Raw genomic sequence first — 19,333 nt, 5'->3', positions numbered from 1 at the left:
CGGCCGCGCAGCTGTACTCCTGGCATGCGCGGCGCTGTGCTCTTGAGCGTCCGTGCAGCGTGCAGTAGATTAGGTCCCGCTGCCCGGTACCGCTCACGGATCTTCATACCGACCGTCACCTTGAATACGTCCACCGTTTCCTGTTCGCCGTCCGAGCGCATCCGTCGCCGCTTCGGCCATTTCCTTCACGCGGCCGAACTGGCCGGGCTGATCGTGATCGGTCTCGCGACCGCGTTCGCGATGACGCAGGAAGCGTGGAAGGTCGTGCTCGCGGGCGAGGTGTCGCTGACCGACCTGCTTCTCATGTTCCTGTATCTGGAAGTGCTCGCGATGAACGTGCGCTACCTGCGGCTCGGCCGGCTGCCCGTGCGGTTTCCGCTGTTCATTGCGATGACGTCGCTCGCGCGCGACCTGATCCTGCGCGGCGCGACCGACGGCCCCGAGCGGATGCTGATGACGACGTTCGGGATCGTGCTGCTCGCGGTGGGCGTGCTGATCCTGAGCTTCGGCCAGCATCGTTTTCCGGCCGACGTCGACGATGTCGAGGAGGACGCGCATGTGGGCCGGTGACGCGCGAACGATATGCACCATGTTTCTACAGGAGGGGCCGGATGAGCACGCATTCCGTCGCAACGAAGCAGGCGATCGATTTGCAGCACGCGTCGTCGGACGCGTACCGGCAGGCACGCGACGCGCGTGACGCCGATCCGGCGCGCGCACGTGCGCCGTCCGTCGTCGCGATGCAGCAGGCGGCCGCGCATGCGTATGTCGAGGCAGCCCGCGCACGTGTCGAAGCCACAGGCATCTGAATGAACACCGGGTTGCCGGCGCGCCGCGCGATGTGCGCCGGCAGCATATGCCCATCTACACGAGAGAGGTGTCGCATGACCAAGCAACTGATCGTCGCCGTGTTCGGCAGCGTCGACACGGCCCGCCAGGCGGCGAACGATTTCGAGGCGCTGTCGGAGAAGAATGAAGGATTCCGCATCGAGAACGGCGTCGTCGTCGAAAAGGACGCGGCCGGCAAGCTCGCGGTGCTCGCCGCCGAATCGCGGCCGTTCAAGGGCGGCGTGATCGGCGCGATCGCGGGCGGCCTGCTCGGGATCCTCGCCGGGCCGCTCGGCGTGGTCACCGGCATGGCGGCCGGCGCGGGTGCCGGCATCCTCGCGGACGCGGCCGGCAACGCGCTGCTCGACGGCACGTTCGTCGAGACGGTGGCCGCGCGGCTCGTGCCCGGCAGCGTCGCGATCATTCTCGAGGCGAAGGAAGCCACGCCGTTCTCGGTCGACAACGTCGTGACGGGATTCGGCGGCAAGGTCTTCCGCCAGGCGCTCGGCTGAGCGCCGCCTTCCAACCGTTTCGGGAGAACCGCATGCGCATCGATCAATCGTACCGGCGCTTCGACATCGCGGCGACGCTGTCGCCGCTGCCCGGCAACCGCGCGATCGCGACCGTCGACGTGACGACCGACGATCCGGCCCGCATCGCCGATCTCGGCACCGGCTACTTCCTGCAGATCCGCAAGTGGGTCGAGTCGAACGACGTCGCGCAGCTGACGGTGGTGTTCGACGAGTGCAAGGTCGCGATCGACCACTACGCGGACAACGTCGACGACGCGTGAGTCCACGCATCGCCACGCCGGACACGCATCGAGTCGTCGCCGGCTGCCGGCGATCGGAAATACAAAACGACTTGTGCCGGCGCAGCGCGGCGCCGCACCGGCGCGTTTGAATCTGTTCACCACGCCAACCGGATTTGGCGTTTGATCGCCAAACTGTCACTTACATTCGTCGAAATGACGCAGTAGGATGCCGATCCTTGTCTTGATGGGATCCGCATTGCTATCCGCCTTCAATTTCGGTAACGGACGAGGCTCGAACCGGGACGCCCGCGGCCGGGCACGGCTATCCGGCTTCGTGCATCGGCGCGGCCGGGACGCGCACGCGTCCCGGGCCGGTTCACCGCTGGCGGGGCGAGGCGGATGAAGCTCTACGAGAAATTCGCGAACGACATAGAGAGACTCATCCGGCAACGCGTGTATCGACACGGCGATCGTGTGCCGTCGGTGCGGCAGGCGAGCCAGCAGCACCGGATCAGCATCACGACCGTGCTTCATGCGTACCTGCTGCTCGAAAGCCGCGGGCTGCTGGAAAGCCGCCCGCAGTCGGGTTACTTCGTGAACCTGCGCCGCGACGACAGCCATGCGCCGGTGCGCGAGCTGCGGCCGTCGAAGCCGATCGCGATCTCGTCGTCGGTGGACGTGAGCCGGCTCGTGCTGTCGACGCTGCGCTCGATCGGCACCGACGACGCGGTGCCGCTCGGCTCGCCGTATCCGGACCCGAGCCTGTTTCCGTTCGAGAAGCTGAACCGCTACGCGTATGCGGCCGGCCGCGACAAGTCGCTGTGGGGCGTGACGGACGGGCTGCCGCCCGGCCATCCGCGGCTGATCCGGCAGATCGCGCGCCGCTACCTGGAAAACGGGATGTCGGTGGATCCGAACGAGATCATCGTGACGGTCGGCGCGACTGAGGCGATCAACCTGTGTCTGCAGGCGGTGGCGAAGCCGGGCGATACGATCGCGGTGGAATCGCCGACGTTCTACGCGATGCTGCACGCGATCGAGCGGATGGGGATGAAGGCGATCGAGGTCGCGACGCATCCGGAATACGGGATCGACATTGCGGCGCTGGCGGCGATTGCGAAGTCGCAGCCGATCGCCGCATGCATGGTGATGCCGAACTTCCAGAACCCGCTCGGCTTTCAGATGCCCGACGAGCGCAAGCGCGAGCTGGTTGAGTTCGCAACCAAAGCGGACCTGCCGATCATCGAGAACGGTGTGTACAACGAACTGTACTTCGGCAACATGCATCCGAGCACGCTGAAGTCGTACGACCGCAACGACATCGTGCTGCATTGCTCGTCGTTCTCGAAAAGCCTGACGGCCGCGTACCGAATCGGCTGGGCATTGCCGGGCCGCTATCGCGAACAGGTCGAGAAGCTGAAATTCCTGAACACGCTCGCGACGCCGTCGTTGCCGCAACTGGCGATCGCCGAGTTTCTCGAGCGCGACGGTTACGAACATCACCTGAGGCGGATTCGCAAGGCGTACGCGCAGCAAGCGAACCTGATGCGCGCGATGGTGTCGCGGTTCTTTCCGGAGGGCACGCGCATTTCGAGCCCGGCCGGCGGGTATGTGCTGTGGGTCGAACTGCCGGCGCAGGTCGACGCGATGCGGCTGTATCAGCTCGCGCTGGAGCAGGGGATCACGATCGGCCCCGGCTACATGTTCTCGATCGCGGACAGCTACCGGAACTTCATCCGGCTGAACTACAGCAGCCCGTGGTCGCCGGAGATCGAGCAGGCGGTCGTCGCCGTCGGCAAGCTCGCCGCGTCCTGTATCGGCTGACCGCGGCCGCGGCCGCGGGCGCGTGCAACGACACGCAACCCGCGCGTCGTGTTGCGTCAGGTCAGCCGGTACGATTGCGCGCCCGTTCCCGCGAGCGTGCCGCCGTCGACGATCAGGTATTCGTTGCGGATCGGCTTGCCGTCGAACCAGCATTGCAGGATCTCCAGCGTGCCGGCCGCATAGCGCGCCTGCGCGGACAGCGACGTGCCCGAGATGTGCGGCGTCATTCCGTTGAACGGCATCGCGCGCCACGGATGGTCGGGCGGCGCCGGCTGCGGAAACCACACGTCGCCGCCGTAGCCCGCGAGATGGCCGGACGTAACGGCGCGCACGACCGCGTCGCGGTCGACCAGCTTCGCGCGCGCGGTGTTGATCAGGTACGCGCCGCGCTTCATCCGCGCGATCATCGCCGCGTCGAACAGGTGCTCGGTCGACGGGTACAGCGGGATCTGCAGGTTCACGATATCGACGGCGCCGGCGAGCGACGCGGCATCGGCGTGATACGTGAGCGCGAGTTCCTGCTCGATCGCGGCGTCGAGCCGGTGCCGCTGCGTGTAGTGCAGATGCAGGCCGAACGGCTTCAGCCGGCGCAGCACCGCGAGACCGATGCGCCCCGCGCCGACCGTGCCGAAATGCATGCCTTCGACGTCATAGCTGCGCGACACGCAATCGGCGATGTTCCAGCCGCCTTGCTGAGCGATCGCATGCGACGGCAGATAGTTGCGCACCAGCGCGAGCGTCGTCATCACCACGTGTTCGGCCACGCTGATGCTGTTCGAGCCCGTGACTTCGGCGACGGTGACGTGCGCGCGCGCCGCGGCGTCGAGATCGACGTGATCCGAACCGATGCCGGCCGTCAGTGCGAGCTTCAGCTTCGGCGCGCGGGCGATCCGTTCGGCCGTCAGGTACGCGGGCCAGAACGGCTGCGAAATCACCACGTCCGCCTCGGGCAGCCGGCGCTCGAATTCGGAGTCGGGGCCGTCCTTGTCGCTCGTCACGATCAGCGTGTGACCGTGCGTTTCCATATAAGCGCGCAACCCGAGCGCGCCGGATACCGAGCCGACGAGTTCGCCGGGCCGGAAGCCGACGGGGCCGGCCGGCGTCGGCGCGGTTTGTCCGTCCGCGTATTGCGCGATGACCGGAATCGCGTCGCGTACGTAGCGCGGCGGATAGCCGTCGACGGGATCGGGGTAGAGCACGCACAGGACGGTGGCCATCGGGAGAACCTCTGGTGACGGAATGAAGGCGGAGCGGCACGCGAATTGCGCGGTCCGCGCGGAAGTACGCGCGGAAGTACGATGCCGCGGCCGCCGCGTGTTGCGTCGCAACGTCGATGACGTTCTACGCCGGTCATGGATCTCGTACAAGCTACAGTCGGTGTTTGCGTGCGCTGCGGGGCGTCTGTACCTGTTCTTTTCATGAAGGACGCCGATAATGGGATCGTTACCTGACTCTGCGGGAGCGATGTCATGTCCGGAAGCGATTCCTCGTCTTCACACCCTGATCTCGCGCTGGGCATCGCGCTCGACGACATCGCCGACGGCGCGATGATCGAGGGCCATGTCGGCGACGCAGCGGTGCTGCTCGTGCGCCGCGCCGACGAACTGTTTGCCGTGGGCGCGCAATGCACGCACTACGGCGCGCCGCTGGCCGACGGCCTGCTGGTCGGCGACACGATCCGCTGCCCGTGGCACCACGCGGCGTTCTGCCTGCGCACCGGCGCGCGGCTGCGCGCGCCGGCGCTCGACGGGCTGCCGTGCTGGCGCGTCGAACGCCGCGACGGTCGCGCCGTCGTGCTCGATGCGCGGCCGGCCGCCGCGCCGCCGGCGCTGAATGCGGCCGGGTTGCCCGCATCGGTGGTGATCGTCGGCGGCGGCGCCGCCGCGATCGCGGCCGCCGTGACGCTGCGGCAGGAAGGTTATCCGCATCCCGTCACGCTGCTGAGCGCAGACCGCGATCCGCCGTACGACCGGCCGAATTTGTCGAAGGACTATCTCGCGGGCACGGCCGACGCCGACTGGCTGCCGCTGCGCGCGCCGTCGTTCTATACCGACCATCGAATCGACGTGCGGTGCGGCACGCGCGTCGCGCGGATCGATCCCGCGCAGCATGCGGTCGAGCTGGCCGACGGCAGCCGCGTCGGATACGGCGCGCTGCTGCTTGCAACGGGCGCCGAACCGAACCGGCTGACCGTGCCCGGTGCGGATCTGCCGCACGTGTGCGTGCTCCGCTCGTGCGCCGACTGCGACGCGCTGATCGGCAAGCTGAAAACGGCGCGTCGTTGCGTCGTGGTCGGCGCGAGCTTCATCGGGCTCGAAGCGGCCGCTGCGTTGCGCACGCGCGGGCTCGACGTGCATGTCGTCGCGCCCGATGCGCAACCGATGGCGCACGTGCTCGGCGAAGCGCTCGGCGACGCGATCAAGGCGCTGCACGAATCGCATGGTGTCGTGTTCCATCTCGGCACGACGCTCGCTCAAATCGCACCGGACAGCGTGACGCTGCCGACCGGCGACGTGCTGCCGGCCGATGTCGTGGTGGTCGGCATCGGCGTCCGTCCGAACGTTGCGCTCGCGCAGGACGCGGGGCTTGCGGTCGAGCGCGGCGTGACGGTCGACCGCTTCCTGCAGACGAGCGCGCCCGGCGTCTACGCGGCCGGCGACATCGCGCGCTGGCCCGATCCGCTGACGGGCGAGCGCATTCGCGTCGAGCACTGGGTCGTCGCCGAGCGGCAGGGCAGCGTCGCGGCGCGCAACATGCTCGGGCAGCAGCGGCCGTTCGACGCGGTGCCGTTCTTCTGGAGCCAGCATTACGACATGACGATCAACTATGTCGGGCATGCGGAGCAATGGGATCGCGTCGAGATCGACGGCGACCTCGGCGCGCACGACTGCTCGATTGCATACTGGCGCGGCGACACGCGGCTCGCGGTCGCGACGATCGGCCGCGATCTCGACAGCCTGAAGGCGGAAGCGGCATTGGAGCGGCAGATTGCAGCCGCGTGACAGCGGCCCGGCTACACGATTCGAACCAGGAGGAAAAATGAATCCCGACGTCCGTGCACGTTTCGAAACCGAGTTCGCGCCGCGCATCGCGGCGCGTGTGCTCGGCCTGTACCGGCCCGGCGAAGTGAAGGTCGATGTCGTGCCGCACGACGGGCAGGGCAGTCCGACCTGCGTCGACGTGATCGGCCTCACGTCGACCGTCGGCTTGCCTAACCCGCTGAACGCGCGGCTCGCGTGGCGCGACGATGCGATCGACGGTCTGCTGGCCGAGCCCGACCGCAGCCGCTTCGACCGTTATCTCGCGGCACTGCCGGTCACGATCGAACGATGGCAGATGGAGTTGCCGGTCGACTTCGGCACGCGGACCCAGCGCGACCGCGAGATCCTGATCGGCGATCTGGATTTCGATGCGTGATCGCGTCGTGCCGTTCGCGCATGATGGGTGGCCGACGTACTGGCTGCTGGCGCGATGTCCGGCGATGAACCGATCGCCGTTACCGGTCGCGAGTCCTGATCATCACGCGCCCCTGGTCGATGCCGCCGCGCAGCGCTTCGTCGCACGTGAGCCATTCGGGCGTGACGAGTTCGGGGGCCGGCAGGTCCACCGTCGCGCCGTCGCGGAAGATCCGCACCTGCGCGACCCATGCGCCGTTTGCGTTGCGCGTCGCTTCGACGCGAATCTCGTGATCCATGAAGGTGTCGGTTGCTTGCATCGGTCGGGGTCCTCCGTCGGTCGTGAACGACGATCCAGCGGCGCTGCGTCGCGCGATCGCGGGCATGCGGCCGCGCGCGCCGCCAAACGCGGTGCGTCGATCGTAGCAGCATGGCGCGCGCCGCGCACCGGAACCTGGTTTCGATATGACAAGCGATACGGGAGCGAACCTGTGGCCTTCGACCTGACCTTCTCCATCAAGGTGTTCGCGGCGCTGTTCGCGATCATGAACCCGATCGCGAACATCCCGGTGTTCCTGTCGCTGACGGAGGGCGCGGCGGACGGCATGCGCCGCAAGGTCGCGCTGACGGCCACGATCGGCGTGACGATCGGCTGCATCGTGTCGGCCGTCGCGGGCGGCGCGATCCTCCACGTGTTCGGCCTGACGATCGACGATTTCAGGCTCGCGGGCGGGCTGCTGGTGCTGCTGATCGCGCTGTCGATGCTGCACGGCGCGCCGAGCCGCCAGCATTCGCCGGGCGACGACGAAGGCGGCGATCCGGCAGCGGCCGACAGCGTCGCGATCTATCCGCTGACGATTCCGCTGCTGGTCGGCCCCGGCACGATCGCGACGATGATCGTGCTCGGTCACGGCGCGTTCTCGACCGGACAGGAACTCGCGTTCGCGCTCGGGCTCGCCGCGTTTCTCGTACTGCTGGCCGTGGCGTTGCTGTCGGCGCCGCTGATCGGCCATTACCTGTCGCCGCGCGTGACGGCCGTCACGCAGCGCCTGATGGGGATGATTCTCGCGGCGATCGCGATGCAGATGATCGTCGCGAGCCTGAAGGCCGCGTCCGCGCTGCCGCATTGAAGGCGACGCACGACTCGACGCAAACCCGCCGCTGTTTGACCTGACGCTAGCGCCGTTGCGCGGGCGCGCGCCTTGCTCGATCAGTTCGACGGTCACGTTCGCCGTCCCGCTTTCGACAACGAGGGCCGCACATGAAAGCCGTCATATTTCACGGCAGCGGCGACATTCGCATCGATACGGTGCCCGACCCGGATATCGCCGATATGGCCGATGCGGTCGCGCGCGAACCGGGCCGGATGAAGGTGCAGCTCGAACCCCGACGTATGTGAACCGGAACGAGGAGCGATGCGATGGACGATCGATACGACAACTGCATGGCTGCGTGCGACGCGTGTGCGCACGCGTGCGATGCGTGTTTGGCCGCGTGCCTCGCGGAACCCGACGGGCACGCGCTGGCGGCCTGCATCGCGCTCGATATCGAATGCGCGCAGCTGTGCCGCTTCGCGTCGGGCGCGATGGCGCGCCGCAGTGTGCTCGTGCCGAGCGTGTGCGCACTGTGTGCACAGGCGTGCGACCTGTGCGCGACCGAATGCCTGCTGCATGCGCACGATCATTGCCGCAACTGCGCGCTCGCGTGCGAAACGTGCGCGGCGATGTGCCGCGCGATGGCATGAGCATGTGCGGTCGCGGGGCGCGCTGACCCCGGTGCGCGACGCGCTGCCGCGCTCACTGATTCGGTGCGCCCGGCGGCGGGGCTGCGCTCGCGCTGGTGGTGGCGATGGTGGCGGCGCCCGCGTCACCGGGGTTCGGCGCCGCAGCGCCGTTCACCGCGCTACGCTCGTGCTCGGGCAGCAGCGCGAGACGGTTGTACAGCGTCTTGAGGCTGATGCCGAGCGCTTTCGCGGTGCGCGGCTTGTCGCCGTTGAAATGCCGCAGCGACGCGGCGATGAAGCGCTGCTGCGTGTGCGCGAGCGTCGTGCCGATATGCAGCGTCATCGCGTTGTGGCGCACTTCCTCGTGCGGCGGTTGGCGGCGCGGCAGTTGCAGGTCGATCTGCTCGTCCGCGAGGATGAACGCACGCTCGAGCGCATTGCGCAGTTCGCGCACGTTGCCGGGCCACGTATACGCGCGCAGCGCCTTCATCGCCTGCATCGACAGGCGCTTTCTCGTGCGGTGCCGCGCATTCAGCCGCTCGACGATCTGGAGAGCGATATCACCGACATCGTCCTCGCGCTGCCTGAGCGGGGGCACATGCAGCGCGATCATCGCGATTCGGTAGAACAGGTCTTCGCGCAGCCGGCCGCTGCGCACGGCCTCGACGGGATCGTGATGCGTGGCCGCGACGATCCGCACGTCGAGCGGAATCGATTCGTGGCCGCCGACGCGCACGATCGTGTTCGATTCGAGCGTGCGTAGCAGCTTGACCTGCAGCTCGCCCGGCATTTCCGCGATCTCGTCGAGGAACAGCGTGCCGCCGCACGCGGCTTCGAACATGCCCACATGCTGCGCGACCGCGCCGGTGAAGCTGCCTTTTTCGTGACCGAACAGATGCGATTCCGCGATGTCGGGCGCGATCGCCCCGCAGTTGACGGGGACGAACGGCCCGCGCCGCCGCGGGCTCAGGTCGTGCAGGAGACGCGCGACGATATCCTTGCCGGCGCCGCTTTCCCCGACGATCAGCACGCTGGCGTGCGTGGTCGCGACGCGCGACACCTTCAGTAAAAGGGCCTGGATCGTACGCGAGCGACCGAAGAGTCGCGCGCTGTCATCGCCGGTTTTCGCCATGGCGCGATATCGAATCACGAAGATTTGACCGAATATTGTCGAGGTCTGATGAAAAAACGACGTGGCATGCGTCGTTTTCCTGTACGGAGCTTACCTTTTATACAAACGGCGCGACATTGAATCTGGCAATGCGAGCCGCCGCGGCAGATAGATTTATTCGATGAGCGACGAATGCGCGACCGGGGTCTTCTATACTTCGAAGCAGCGTTTTTCATTGCAGGACGGCCGGTCCGCTCATTGGTATGCAGTGCGGAAGGTGTCGCCGTGTGCCGGCCGCGCGTGCTGCGCCGCACATCCGTCGCGGTTCCGGCCAGTGCCCGCGCCGGGCCGCCTCACAAGGAGCCTCGATGCCCTATGTCCTGATCGTCGAAGACGATGCCGATACGCGCACGATGCTCGCGACACTCGCACGCACGCAGCAGCTCGCATGCGATACGGCCGCGACGCTCGAAGAAGCGCGCACGCTCGTCACGACGCATACCCCCGATCTCGTGCTGTGCGATCTCGTGCTGCCGGACGGCAACGGCATGGATCTGTTCGACGCATTGCCGAAACGCTCGCACTGCGAAATGGTGTTGACCACCGGCCACGCGAGCCTCGAAACCGCGATCGACGCATTGCGGCGCGGCGCGACCGACTATCTCGTGAAGCCGCTGAACATGCAGCGGCTGAACAGCATCTTCGCGCGCGTGCCGCGCACGACCGCGCTGCACGAAGAGATTGCCGAGCTGCGCTCGGAGCTGAAGCGCCTCGGGCGTTTCGGCCGCATGCTCGGCAGCTCGCCCGCGATGCAGGCCGTCTACGATGCGATCGGCCGCGTCGCGCGCACCGAGGCTTCGGTGCTGCTGACGGGCGAATCGGGCACCGGCAAGGAGCTGGCCGCGCAGACGGTGCACGACCTGAGCCTGCGCCGCCGCGGCCCGTTTCTCGCGGTGAACTGCGGCGCGATCGCCGCGAACCTGGTCGAGAGCGAGATGTTCGGCCACGACCGCGGCAGCTTCACCGGCGCCGAGCGCCAGCACAAGGGCTTCTTCGAACGCGCGGACGGCGGCACGCTGTTTCTCGACGAGATCACCGAGATGCCGGTCGAATCGCAGGTCAAGCTGCTGCGCGTGCTGGAGACGGGGCGGCTTACGCGGCTCGGCTCGACGCGCGAGATCGACGTCGACGTGCGCATCGTCGCCGCGACGAACCGCGATCCGGAAGCCGCGATGGCGGACGGCAAGCTGCGGCCCGACCTGTTTCACCGGATCAACGTGTTTCCGATTCCATTGCCGCCGCTGCGCGAGCGCGGCGACGACATCCCGATGCTCGCCGACGCGTTCCTGCAGCATTTCAACGAAGAGAGCGGCCGGCATCTGCGCTTCGCGCCGGCCGCGCGCGAAGCGCTGAAGACCCACGAATGGCCCGGCAACGTGCGCGAACTGCGCAACTTCGTGCAGCGAGCGAGCATTTTCAGCGATGCGGACGTGATCGAGACGCTGCCGCCGCCGATCATGGAAGAGCTGTCGAACATGGTCGATTCGCACGAGGATCGCGTGACCGTGCCGTTCGGCACGCCGCTCGAGGAAGTCGACCGGCGGCTGATCCTCGGCACGATCGCGCAATGCGGCGGCGTGAAGGCGCAGGCGGCCGAAGTGCTCGACGTCAGCCTGAAGACGATCTACAACCGGCTCGCGCAACTGGAAGACGAAGCGGACAAGCCGGATTCCTGATGCCGCCGCGATCGCGCTCGTGCATCCGTTCCCGCGTGGCGTCGCGCATCGTCGTCGCGCGGCAGGAGCGTATCCGATGATCGACTTCTCGCGCATGCGCGCCGGGAATTACGCAACGGCCGTGATGCTGGTCGCGATCGCGACCGTGCTGCAGGCGCTCGCGATCCGCTTCGGCGGCGTGAACCTGCCGTTCGTCCTCTACTACCCGCTGCTCGCGGGCGCCGCGTGGGCCACCTCGTTCCTGTTCGGGATGGTGGCGACCGTGATCAGCGGCATGCTCGTGTGGACGCTGTTCCTGTCCGATCCGGCTGCCTATACGGAGCCGCTGCCCGAGCGGCTCGTCCGGCTCGGGATGCTCGTGCTGATCGGTGCGCTCGTCTGCGCGATTGCGTCGATGCTGCGGCACGCGCGACTCACGAACGAATACGCGCGCCGGCGCGAAGCGGCCAGGCATCGGCGGCTCGAAACCGTGTTGCAGGCGCTGCCGCATGGTGTGATCGCAACCGATACGAACGGACGGCTCACGTACATGAACGCGGCCGCGGCTGCACTCGTCGGCTGCGCACCGGCCGATGCGACGGGCCGCGCCGCGCGCGACGTGCTGCGGGTGTTCGATCGCGCCGGCCGCCGCGTGCCGGCGACGCCGCTCGATCGCGCGCTCGGCGGCGCGGGCGTCGTGTCCGACCAGCACTGGCTGCATGCGGACGGCCGCGAGCCGGTGCCGATCGTCGAGGTCGCGTCGCCGATCGCCGATGTCGATGGCAACATCGACGGCGCGGTGCTGCTGTTGCGCGATGCCGGCGCGGATCGTTCGCGCGTCGACGCGTCGCGGCTGCAGCGCGCGGTGGTCGACGCATCGCCGGACGCGATCGTCGGCGTTGATGCCGGCGGCCGCATCGTCAGCTGGAACCCGGCGGCGCAGCGCCTGTTCGGCTATGACGAAGGCGACGCGCTCGGGCGCGCGTTCGAATCGCTGGTCGCGATGCGCTGGCTGAAACGCAGGCCGTTCGCCGAATCGTTCGACGATATGCGCGAAGCGGTCGGGCCGATCGACCTGCTGTGCGTGCGACGCGATGGCCGGCGCTTTCGTGCGACGGCGGCTGCGGGCCCGGTGAGCGGCGACGCGCGGGCGTGCGTCGCGCTGTCGCTGACATTGCGCGAAACCGGCGCGCAGCGCCTGCGCGACCTGCGCACGCTGCGCTCGCTGCAGCGCGCGCGCCATGCGCGCGACCAGGCCGATACGTCGAACCGCCTGAAGGACGAGCTGCTTGCGACGGTATCGCACGAATTGCGCACGCCGCTGAACGTGATCTACGGCTGGGTCGAGGTGCTGCGCAACGCGGGCGACGACGCGCTGCAGCAGCAGGCGATCGACGCGATCGACCGCAGCGCTCGCTCGCTCACGCGGATGGTCGGCGACATCCTCGACGCATCGTCGCTCGCGACCGGCAAGCTGCAGCTCGACGCGATGCCGGTGGATGTCGTGCGGCTGTTCTCCGACTCGGTCGGCGCGTTCCAGACGGCCGCGTCGTCGGCCGGTATCGTGCTCGAGTTCGAATGCACGGCGGCCACCTGCATCGTGTCGGGCGATGCCGAGCGGCTGCGGCAGATGCTGTCGAATCTCGTGTCGAACGCGCTCAAGTTCACGCCGAGCGGCGGCGCCGTGACGGTCGCGCTGGCGCGCGTCGATACGCGCGTGGTGCTGACCGTGTCCGACACCGGGCAGGGTATCGCGGCGGAGTTCGCACCGTTCGTGTTCGACATGTTCCGCCGTGCGGACGATTCGCCCGCGTCGTCGCGGCGCGGCCTCGGGCTCGGCCTGTCGATCGTGCGGCATATCGTCGAACTGCACGGCGGCAGCGTGGCCGTCGAGAGCGCGGGCCGCAATCGCGGCGCGACGTTTACGGTGACGCTGCCGGCCGGCTGGCAGCCGATGGGCGCGATGGCCTGGGGGATCGCGCAGGCGGATGGCCGTCACGAGCCGCTCGTGCTGGATGCGCAGCGCATCCTGATCGTCGACGACGATGCAACGACGCGCGCGAGCCTGACCGCCGCGCTGACCACGTTCGGCGCGACTGTCGCGATCGCATCGTCGGGCCGGGAAGCGCTCGCGGTGGCCGCCGACATGCGGCCGACCGTCGTGCTGTCCGATCTTGCGATGCCGGACGGCGACGGCTTCTGGCTGCTCGATGCGTTGCGGCGCAGCGCGATGAACGGCGGCGGCGGGCTGTCCGACCTGCGCGTGCTGGCCGTGACCGCGCACGCGGGCCTCGCCGACGAACGCCGCGCGCTCGAAGCCGGGTTCGAAGGTTATCTGTGCAAGCCCGTCGACGTGCGCGAACTGGCGCGCAAGATTGCGCAGGTAACGAAGCGCACCGGCTGACGCCGCGCATGCGTAGCGCGCCGTCGTGCCGGGGTTCCGCGGGTATCTCCTTTCCCGCGCCGGTGCGCGTTCGCCGATCGATGCGATTCCCTCATGATGTCGCCCGATGCGGGCAGGCGCGTCGACGCGCGCCCGTTACCCGCCCGTTACCCGCCCGTTACCCACCCGTTAAGTGCCTGTTACCCGCCCGTTACCCATCGCCCGGCAATCGTCATGCCCGGCTGATGTGCGCCGAAAAAATTACAACGCATTGGATGAAAGCACCTCCACCAGGCGCCACGCGCGTGCATGCGGCGCCGGCGCCGCGGCACGCGCCTTGCGCGGGTGACACGTGCCCGCCGGCCATGCCGGCCCGACGAAAGGAGGTCACGATGAAGATATTCCCGCTGCAAGCCCGGTCACCGCGATCGGGTCGTCATCCCGCAAAGCGCATCGGCATGGCCGTCGCGATCGCCGCGGCCACGGCCTGCGCAATGGTCGCGCCGAACGTGCTCGCCGCCGGCGACGACAGCGCCGCGTCGTCGTCGTCGCATTCGACGACCGGCATGAAGATCCGCGACGCGACGATCACGACCAAGGCGAAGGCCGAACTCATCGGCACGAGCGGCCTGACGGCCGGCGACATCCATGTGAAGACGCGGCGCGGCATCGTGACGCTCACCGGCAGCGTGCCCGACGAGCAGCAGCGTACGCAGGCCGTCGGCGTCGTGAAGCAGCTCGACGGCGTGCGGAGCGTGCGCGATCAGCTGACCATCCGGCCCAAGTGACGTCGGCGCCGTAACAGGAGTCCAGTCATGAACTGCATGCTCAAACCGGTCGGCGAGCAGACGATCGTGATTACCGGCGCGACGAGCGGCATCGGCCTCGTCACCGCGCGCAAGGCGGCACGGCGCGGCGCGAAGCTCGTGCTGTTCGCACGCAACCAGGAGGCGCTGAACACGCTGTGCGACGAAATCCGCCAGCACGGCGGCCTCGCGGTGCCGGTCGCCGGCGACGTCGGCAACATCGAGGATCTGCAGCGCGCGGCCGCGGCCGCGGTCGATACATATGGTGGTTTCGATACGTGGATCAACAACGCGGGCGTGTCGATCTTCGGCACGGCGGCCGCCGTGCCGCTCGAGGATCAGCGGCGGCTGTTCGATACCAACTACTGGGGCGTCGTGCACGGGTCGCTCGTCGCGGCCGACCATTTCCGGCGCAAGAGCGATTTCCACGGCGGCGCGATCATCAACATGGGCAGCGAGGCGTCCGACGCGCCGGTGCCGCTGCAAAGCGCCTACGTCGCGTCGAAGCACGCGGTGAAGGGCTTCACCGATTCGCTGCGGCTCGAGATGGAAGCGGACCACCTGCCCGTATCCGTCACGCTGATCAAGCCGGCCGCGATCGATACGATGTTCGTGATGCACGCGAAGAACTACATGAACGTCGAAGCGAAGCTGCCGCCGCCGATCTACGACCCCACCCTCGTCGCCGACGCGATCCTGTTCGCGGCCGCGCACGCGCGCCGCACGCTGTTCGTCGGCGGCGCCGCGAAATTCGCGTCGGCGAGCGCGTACCACGCGCCGCACCTGTTCGATCGCGTCGCGGCCACGCTGTTCTCGCGCGGCCAGCGCACGGTGCGGCCCGCGCGGCCGCGCGACGACAACGCGCTGTACGAGTCGCGTCACGCGCTGCACGAGCGCGAAGGCATGGACGGGCCGGTGCTGCGCGGTTGCGCGTACAACACGGTGGTGCAGCGGCCGAAGGTCGCGGGTGCGGTCGCGCTGGGCGCGGCGCTCGTGGTCGCCGCGCTCGCGCGTTCGCGACGCGCTTCCACGTGAGCCGAGCCCGGCATTTTTCCGAAGGAGGCTTCGATGACATCCCGATTGCACACCGGCCACGAACTCAGCCGCTCGCGTTCGCACGAAGGCGAGCGCGCGGTGCAGGACCGCGACAAGGGCGGCCACCAGACCGGGCACGGCAAGGCGCCGGGCCCGGTCGACATCCGGAAGACGCTGAAGGGGCTCGACTATCCGGCGAGCAAGGCGGACGTCGTCCAGTGCGCGGAGCGCGCGCATGCGGACCGCGGCGTGATCGACCTGCTCACGCGCATTCCCGATCGCGAATACGGCACGCCGGCGTCCGTGTCGAAGGAACTCGGGCGGCTGATGTAAGCGCCGCCATGTCGCGCCGCCCACGCGGCGCACCGTCACGAGGAGCACGAACATGGCGATGATCGTCGCAGGCCGCTTCACGACGTTCGACGAAGCGGAAGGCGGGGCGCGCTACCTGTACGAACGCGCGTTCGGCCCCGACGACGTGTCGATCTTCTTCCTGAACCCGGGCGGCCAGCATGCGCGCTTTCCGATCGGCGGCGACGTATATGCCGACTCGGCGGCTAAGCCGGGCGGCCGCGGCGCGATGATCGGCGCGATGCGCGGGTTGCTGATCGGCGTCGTCGCGGGGCTGGCCGCTTACGCACTCGGCGTGCGCGAGTGGTTCGTGCCGGCCGCCGGCGCGCTGGCCGGCGCGTATCTTGGCGCGCTCGGCGGCGCGCTCGGCCGGATGCGCGGCGAGCGCGTCGAAGGCAAGGGCGCGCTCGCGCACAGCGACACCGGCGTGATCCTGGCCGCGCGCGTGACGCCCGACACCGCGAACACGGCGGAGGACGTGCTGCGCGCGACCGGCGCGATGTCGATCGAGCGCGTCGAAGGCGACTGGCAGGACGGCGAATGGCGCGACTTCGATCCGGTGCGCCGGCCGGACGCCGCCGCGTCGGGGAGCAGGACGAACTGATCGGCTGCAACGCGCCGCTCGCGTCCGGTCGCGCGAGGGCACGCGAGGGCACGCGAGGGCGGGACGGGCCGGACATCGCGCCCGAACGGCGGTTCGATCGGCGGCGGCTGGCGGTTGTCGGTCCCGGCCGCCCCAAGCAAGGAGAAGACGGATGAAGCACTTCAACTGGACGATCGCAGCACTCGCCGCGCTCGCGCTCGCTGTCCCGGGCCTCGTGCATGCGCAGATGCCGGGCGGGCCGCCCGCGTCGAATTCGCGCGCGCCGGGCGGCGTGATCGACCCGTCGTCGGGCGCGGGCGATGCGCGGATCGCGAAGGCGCCGCAGGGCGGCGACGCGGAATTCATCGACAAGGCCGCGATCGCCGGCAAGGCCGAGGTGCAGGCGAGCCAGCTTGCGCTGAAGCAGGCGCAGTCGCCGGACGTGCGCGCGTTCGCGCAGCGCATGGTGGCCGATCACGGCAAGGCGAACGCGCGGCTGAACGAGATTGCCGCGCGCAAGGGCATGAAGCCGCAGGCCGATCAGATCGTGGACCCGGACGTCGAGGCGCTGCGCGGCAAGAGCGGCCACGATTTCGACGTCGCGTACGTCGCGGCGGCCGGCCCCGATGCGCATCGCAAGGTCGTCGCGCTGTTCGAACGCGAGGCGCGCGAGGGCGGGGACGCCGAACTGCGCGCGTTCGCGAGCGCCGTGCTGCCGACGCTCAGGCATCACCTGAGCCTGGCGCAGGCGCTCGAGCGCAAGGTGGGCGCGCAATGACGCGTGCCCGTTCAACCCCGGGCCGCATGTGCGGCCCGTATCCTGGAGACGTTCATGGCACACCGGCAACAGAAGCACGAAGGCATCCGCGAACTGCTTTGTCAGGCGTATGAAACCGAGCTTGGCGGCGCGAATATCTACGAGGCTGCGCTGCAGTGCGCGACCGACGAGGATTTGCACAAGGAATGGGAGAAGTACCACCGCGAGACGCTCCATCATCAGGAGGTGCTGCGCAAGGTGTTCGATACGCTCGGCATGGATCCCGACGCGCAGTCGCCCGGGCGCAGCGCGGTGGCGGCCACCGGGAAGTCGCTCGTCCACGTGATCGAGCAGGCGCGCAAGCAGGCCGATCCGGCCGTCGCGCAGATCGTCGCGGCCGAATGCGTGGTGCTCGCCGAGACCAAGGACCACCTGAACTGGGAGCTGATCGGCTATGCGGCCGACCAGTTGTCGGGCGATGCCGCGAAGGTGCTGAAGGGCGCGCACGACGAGGTCGAGGCCGACGAGGATCACCACCTGTACCACACGCGCGGCTGGGCACGCGAGATGTGGATCGAGTCGATGGGCTTCAAGGCCGTGCTGCCGCCGCCGGAGGAGGTGAAGAAGGTCGAATCGGCGGCCGATGCGGCGCGTGCCGAACGCTCGCGCGGCAAGATGATGTAACGGGAGCGGCAGCCGGGCAGCGGCAGATTGCCGGCGGCCTGGCTGCCATCACGTGCCATCACGTTGTGGGCGCAACGATTCGCCGGAGCCGGATCACGTCGGCATGCCGACGACCATCCACAGCATGTTGAACCGAACTGGCTGCCCGCCGGTGCGTAGACGGCGACGTTGCTCGGGTCGGCGTCGGATGCGCCCGCGAGCAGGCCCGGGCCGAGCCGCCGGTACCACGGCTTCGTGGCCGCAGGCCGCGGCGCAGGCCGCTCATCCGGCGTCTCCCGATGCGCCCGGCCGGCCGCCGTTGCTGCCGTCGTTGCCATTTTGGTCGCCGTGGCCTTGGCCGTCGCCGTGGCCGCGCGCGAGGCGCGACGCGGTACGCAACGCATCGACGAGCGTCAGGTATGCGTGTTCGCGAGAGTCGGCGCCGCGGGTACGCAGCACATACGACGGATGGCAGGTTGCGACGACCAGCCGGCCTTCGGCGGTCCGCACCGGCGCGCGCGTGCGCTCGAGCGTCGCGTCGTTGTCCTGCAGCACCGCGCGCAGCGCGGTACCGCCGAGCGCGACGATCACGCGCGGGCGCACCGCGTCGAGCTCGCGTTCGAGCCAGTAGCGGCACGCGGCGACCTCGCGTTGCGCGGGCGTCTTGTGCAGGCGCCGCTTGCCGCGCGGCTCCCATTTGAAGTGCTTGACCGCATTCGTCAGGTAGACGTGCGCGCGCTCGATTCCGGCCTCGTCGAGCGCGCGGTCGAGCATGCGGCCGGCCGCGCCGACGAACGGCAAACCCTTGCGGTCCTCCTGATCGCCCGGCTGCTCGCCGACCAGCATGATCGTTGCGTCGACGGGCCCGGCGCCCGGAACCGGTTGCGTCGCGTGTTCCCACAGCGCGCAGCGTCGGCACACGTCGAGCGTCGCCGGCGCGTCGTCTCCGCGGGCGGCAGGGGCCGGACGAGCGGCCGCCTGGCGCGTCATGCGGCGCCTCTTGAGCGGGCTCGCGCGCCGCATGCGGCTGCCTGCGCGAACCGACGCGCCGGCCTGCACGCGGCAAGCGACGCGCTCGCGTGGCCTGGCTGGAAAATCGACATCCCGCGCATCGATGGCTCCCATATCGACGATACGGAACATGGAGCAACCGGCATGCCGCATGCAGTCGACATGGGCGCGCAGCTTACGGCCGGCCTGCATCCGCTGACGGGGAGAGACGCGATGCAACCCATCCCCGGCGACGATCCGGCCGCCGTCGACGTGCCGCACCATACGAGCGCGACGGCGATCGCCGCCAGGCATTGCGCGCGTTCTCCGTCGTGATCGATGCGCTGCGGCACAGCGCGTAGCGGGCGCAGGAGCCGGGCATCTCCGGGCTGGGTGAGCTTGCCCGAATCATGCA

The 19,333-nt window shown here is 68.8% G+C and carries 23 protein-coding genes and 1 pseudogene; 19 read left to right on the top strand and 5 right to left on the bottom strand.

Features of this window, described 5'->3' with window-relative positions; translation table 11 throughout:
- Positions 1–120: 120 nt before the first annotated feature.
- The 5 genes from FPJ27_RS02905 (at position 121) to FPJ27_RS02885 (ending at position 3,406) form a co-directional block, all read left to right on the top strand.
- A complete protein-coding gene (locus FPJ27_RS02905) occupies positions 121–570 on the top strand; it encodes a phosphate-starvation-inducible PsiE family protein (protein WP_072437823.1) in 450 nt (149 codons plus the stop codon).
- A 41-nt stretch (positions 571–611) separates the two neighbouring features.
- Entirely contained in the window at positions 612–809 is a 198-nt protein-coding gene (locus tag FPJ27_RS02900; protein ID WP_072437824.1) for a hypothetical protein, read from the top strand.
- A gap of 75 nt (positions 810–884) precedes the next feature.
- Positions 885–1,340 carry a DUF1269 domain-containing protein gene (locus FPJ27_RS02895; protein WP_072437825.1) on the top strand — a complete coding sequence of 152 codons (456 nt, stop codon included), beginning with the start codon at positions 885–887 and terminating at the stop codon, positions 1,338–1,340.
- Positions 1,341–1,372: 32 nt separating this feature from the next.
- A complete protein-coding gene (locus tag FPJ27_RS02890) occupies positions 1,373–1,621 on the top strand; it encodes a hypothetical protein (RefSeq protein ID WP_072437826.1) in 249 nt (82 codons plus the stop codon).
- Between the two features lie 360 nt (positions 1,622–1,981).
- Positions 1,982–3,406 (top strand): PLP-dependent aminotransferase family protein, encoded by a 1,425-nt coding sequence (locus FPJ27_RS02885; RefSeq protein ID WP_204420784.1) that lies wholly within the window; start codon positions 1,982–1,984, stop codon positions 3,404–3,406.
- Between the two features lie 56 nt (positions 3,407–3,462).
- Here the strand turns inward: FPJ27_RS02885 and FPJ27_RS02880 are convergent, their stop codons facing one another.
- Positions 3,463–4,623, bottom strand: a complete 1,161-nt coding sequence (locus FPJ27_RS02880; RefSeq protein ID WP_072437828.1) for an NAD-dependent formate dehydrogenase — start codon at positions 4,621–4,623, stop codon at positions 3,463–3,465.
- 252 nt (positions 4,624–4,875) lie between these two features.
- Between FPJ27_RS02880 and FPJ27_RS02875 the strand changes: the two genes are divergently transcribed.
- Complete coding sequence (locus tag FPJ27_RS02875) at positions 4,876–6,408, top strand: FAD-dependent oxidoreductase (protein ID WP_204420783.1); 1,533 nt, start codon at positions 4,876–4,878, stop codon at positions 6,406–6,408.
- Between the two features lie 37 nt (positions 6,409–6,445).
- Positions 6,446–6,823, top strand: a complete 378-nt coding sequence (locus tag FPJ27_RS02870; RefSeq protein WP_204420782.1) for a DUF5594 family protein — start codon at positions 6,446–6,448, stop codon at positions 6,821–6,823.
- 79 nt (positions 6,824–6,902) lie between these two features.
- Here FPJ27_RS02870 and FPJ27_RS02865 read toward each other — a convergent pair whose 3' ends face one another.
- On the bottom strand, positions 6,903–7,121 hold the full coding sequence (locus FPJ27_RS02865) for a DUF6566 family protein (protein WP_204420781.1): 219 nt from the start codon (positions 7,119–7,121) through the stop codon (positions 6,903–6,905).
- Between the two features lie 171 nt (positions 7,122–7,292).
- On the opposite strand from FPJ27_RS02865, the gene FPJ27_RS02860 reads away from it, so the two are divergent.
- The 3 genes from FPJ27_RS02860 (at position 7,293) to FPJ27_RS02850 (ending at position 8,545) form a co-directional block, all read left to right on the top strand.
- Positions 7,293–7,931, top strand: a complete 639-nt coding sequence (locus FPJ27_RS02860; protein WP_204420780.1) for an NAAT family transporter — start codon at positions 7,293–7,295, stop codon at positions 7,929–7,931.
- 131 nt (positions 7,932–8,062) lie between these two features.
- Entirely contained in the window at positions 8,063–8,200 is a 138-nt protein-coding gene (locus FPJ27_RS02855) for a hypothetical protein (protein ID WP_083534020.1), read from the top strand.
- A gap of 21 nt (positions 8,201–8,221) precedes the next feature.
- Positions 8,222–8,545, top strand: a complete 324-nt coding sequence (locus tag FPJ27_RS02850; RefSeq protein WP_204420779.1) for a four-helix bundle copper-binding protein — start codon at positions 8,222–8,224, stop codon at positions 8,543–8,545.
- 52 nt (positions 8,546–8,597) lie between these two features.
- Here the strand turns inward: FPJ27_RS02850 and FPJ27_RS02845 are convergent, their stop codons facing one another.
- Positions 8,598–9,656: a sigma-54 dependent transcriptional regulator gene (locus FPJ27_RS02845; RefSeq protein ID WP_072437831.1), complete on the bottom strand. Its 1,059-nt coding sequence runs from the start codon at positions 9,654–9,656 to the stop codon at positions 8,598–8,600.
- 347 nt (positions 9,657–10,003) lie between these two features.
- Here FPJ27_RS02845 and FPJ27_RS02840 point away from each other — a divergent pair, with 347 nt between their 5' ends.
- From FPJ27_RS02840 to FPJ27_RS02805, 8 genes are all read left to right on the top strand, one after another.
- Positions 10,004–11,371 carry a sigma-54 dependent transcriptional regulator gene (locus FPJ27_RS02840; RefSeq protein WP_072437832.1) on the top strand — a complete coding sequence of 456 codons (1,368 nt, stop codon included), beginning with the start codon at positions 10,004–10,006 and terminating at the stop codon, positions 11,369–11,371.
- Between the two features lie 76 nt (positions 11,372–11,447).
- On the top strand, positions 11,448–13,754 hold the full coding sequence (locus tag FPJ27_RS02835) for an ATP-binding protein (protein WP_204420778.1): 2,307 nt from the start codon (positions 11,448–11,450) through the stop codon (positions 13,752–13,754).
- 371 nt (positions 13,755–14,125) lie between these two features.
- The gene (locus FPJ27_RS02830; RefSeq protein ID WP_204420777.1) at positions 14,126–14,521 is read left to right on the top strand and encodes a BON domain-containing protein; all 396 of its coding nucleotides are present in this window, start codon (positions 14,126–14,128) and stop codon (positions 14,519–14,521) included.
- A 27-nt stretch (positions 14,522–14,548) separates the two neighbouring features.
- Complete coding sequence (locus FPJ27_RS02825) at positions 14,549–15,574, top strand: SDR family oxidoreductase (RefSeq protein ID WP_072437836.1); 1,026 nt, start codon at positions 14,549–14,551, stop codon at positions 15,572–15,574.
- Between the two features lie 33 nt (positions 15,575–15,607).
- Complete coding sequence (locus FPJ27_RS02820; protein ID WP_072437837.1) at positions 15,608–15,907, top strand: DUF2795 domain-containing protein; 300 nt, start codon at positions 15,608–15,610, stop codon at positions 15,905–15,907.
- A 52-nt stretch (positions 15,908–15,959) separates the two neighbouring features.
- Positions 15,960–16,529, top strand: a complete 570-nt coding sequence (locus FPJ27_RS02815) for a hypothetical protein (RefSeq protein WP_072437838.1) — start codon at positions 15,960–15,962, stop codon at positions 16,527–16,529.
- 151 nt (positions 16,530–16,680) lie between these two features.
- Positions 16,681–17,286 (top strand): DUF4142 domain-containing protein, encoded by a 606-nt coding sequence (locus FPJ27_RS02810; protein WP_204420776.1) that lies wholly within the window; start codon positions 16,681–16,683, stop codon positions 17,284–17,286.
- A 54-nt stretch (positions 17,287–17,340) separates the two neighbouring features.
- A complete protein-coding gene (locus FPJ27_RS02805; RefSeq protein WP_204420775.1) occupies positions 17,341–17,949 on the top strand; it encodes a DUF892 family protein in 609 nt (202 codons plus the stop codon).
- A 131-nt stretch (positions 17,950–18,080) separates the two neighbouring features.
- Here the strand turns inward: FPJ27_RS02805 and FPJ27_RS36240 are convergent.
- Both FPJ27_RS36240 and FPJ27_RS02800 read right to left on the bottom strand, forming a co-directional pair.
- Positions 18,081–18,266, bottom strand: a pseudogene (locus FPJ27_RS36240) (hypothetical protein); the annotation flags it as partial.
- Complete coding sequence (locus tag FPJ27_RS02800) at positions 18,211–18,918, bottom strand: UdgX family uracil-DNA binding protein (RefSeq protein WP_239483128.1); 708 nt, start codon at positions 18,916–18,918, stop codon at positions 18,211–18,213. The pseudogene FPJ27_RS36240 and the gene FPJ27_RS02800, both read right to left, overlap by 56 nt.
- Before the next feature lie 165 nt (positions 18,919–19,083).
- Between FPJ27_RS02800 and FPJ27_RS02795 the strand changes: the two genes are divergently transcribed.
- Complete coding sequence (locus FPJ27_RS02795) at positions 19,084–19,254, top strand: hypothetical protein (RefSeq protein WP_204420773.1); 171 nt, start codon at positions 19,084–19,086, stop codon at positions 19,252–19,254.
- Positions 19,255–19,333 lie beyond the last annotated feature (79 nt).

The sequence above is a fragment of the Burkholderia sp. MS455 genome (genome assembly GCF_016899445.1).
Classification (GTDB): Bacteria; Pseudomonadota; Gammaproteobacteria; order Burkholderiales; family Burkholderiaceae; genus Burkholderia; species Burkholderia pyrrocinia_C.
This window is presented reverse-complemented; position numbering and strand designations above follow the sequence as displayed.

Excerpts from the sequence above, each read along its gene's own strand:
- FPJ27_RS02900 (WP_072437824.1), top strand. The coding sequence starts at position 612 with ATGAGCACGCATTCCGTCGCAACGAAGCAGGCGATCGATTTGCAGCAC.
- FPJ27_RS02895 (WP_072437825.1), top strand. The coding sequence starts at position 885 with ATGACCAAGCAACTGATCGTCGCCGTGTTCGGCAGCGTCGACACGGCC.
- FPJ27_RS02890 (WP_072437826.1), top strand. The coding sequence starts at position 1,373 with ATGCGCATCGATCAATCGTACCGGCGCTTCGACATCGCGGCGACGCTG.
- FPJ27_RS02885 (WP_204420784.1), top strand. The coding sequence starts at position 1,982 with ATGAAGCTCTACGAGAAATTCGCGAACGACATAGAGAGACTCATCCGG.
- FPJ27_RS02880 (WP_072437828.1), bottom strand. The coding sequence starts at position 4,623 with ATGGCCACCGTCCTGTGCGTGCTCTACCCCGATCCCGTCGACGGCTAT.
- FPJ27_RS02875 (WP_204420783.1), top strand. The coding sequence starts at position 4,876 with ATGTCCGGAAGCGATTCCTCGTCTTCACACCCTGATCTCGCGCTGGGC.
- FPJ27_RS02870 (WP_204420782.1), top strand. The coding sequence starts at position 6,446 with ATGAATCCCGACGTCCGTGCACGTTTCGAAACCGAGTTCGCGCCGCGC.
- FPJ27_RS02865 (WP_204420781.1), bottom strand. The coding sequence starts at position 7,121 with ATGCAAGCAACCGACACCTTCATGGATCACGAGATTCGCGTCGAAGCG.
- FPJ27_RS02855 (WP_083534020.1), top strand. The coding sequence starts at position 8,063 with ATGAAAGCCGTCATATTTCACGGCAGCGGCGACATTCGCATCGATACG.
- FPJ27_RS02850 (WP_204420779.1), top strand. The coding sequence starts at position 8,222 with ATGGACGATCGATACGACAACTGCATGGCTGCGTGCGACGCGTGTGCG.
- FPJ27_RS02845 (WP_072437831.1), bottom strand. The coding sequence starts at position 9,656 with ATGGCGAAAACCGGCGATGACAGCGCGCGACTCTTCGGTCGCTCGCGT.
- FPJ27_RS02840 (WP_072437832.1), top strand. The coding sequence starts at position 10,004 with ATGCCCTATGTCCTGATCGTCGAAGACGATGCCGATACGCGCACGATG.
- FPJ27_RS02835 (WP_204420778.1), top strand. The coding sequence starts at position 11,448 with ATGATCGACTTCTCGCGCATGCGCGCCGGGAATTACGCAACGGCCGTG.
- FPJ27_RS02830 (WP_204420777.1), top strand. The coding sequence starts at position 14,126 with ATGAAGATATTCCCGCTGCAAGCCCGGTCACCGCGATCGGGTCGTCAT.
- FPJ27_RS02825 (WP_072437836.1), top strand. The coding sequence starts at position 14,549 with ATGAACTGCATGCTCAAACCGGTCGGCGAGCAGACGATCGTGATTACC.
- FPJ27_RS02820 (WP_072437837.1), top strand. The coding sequence starts at position 15,608 with ATGACATCCCGATTGCACACCGGCCACGAACTCAGCCGCTCGCGTTCG.
- FPJ27_RS02815 (WP_072437838.1), top strand. The coding sequence starts at position 15,960 with ATGGCGATGATCGTCGCAGGCCGCTTCACGACGTTCGACGAAGCGGAA.
- FPJ27_RS02810 (WP_204420776.1), top strand. The coding sequence starts at position 16,681 with ATGAAGCACTTCAACTGGACGATCGCAGCACTCGCCGCGCTCGCGCTC.
- FPJ27_RS02805 (WP_204420775.1), top strand. The coding sequence starts at position 17,341 with ATGGCACACCGGCAACAGAAGCACGAAGGCATCCGCGAACTGCTTTGT.
- FPJ27_RS02800 (WP_239483128.1), bottom strand. The coding sequence starts at position 18,918 with ATGACGCGCCAGGCGGCCGCTCGTCCGGCCCCTGCCGCCCGCGGAGAC.
- FPJ27_RS02795 (WP_204420773.1), top strand. The coding sequence starts at position 19,084 with ATGCCGCATGCAGTCGACATGGGCGCGCAGCTTACGGCCGGCCTGCAT.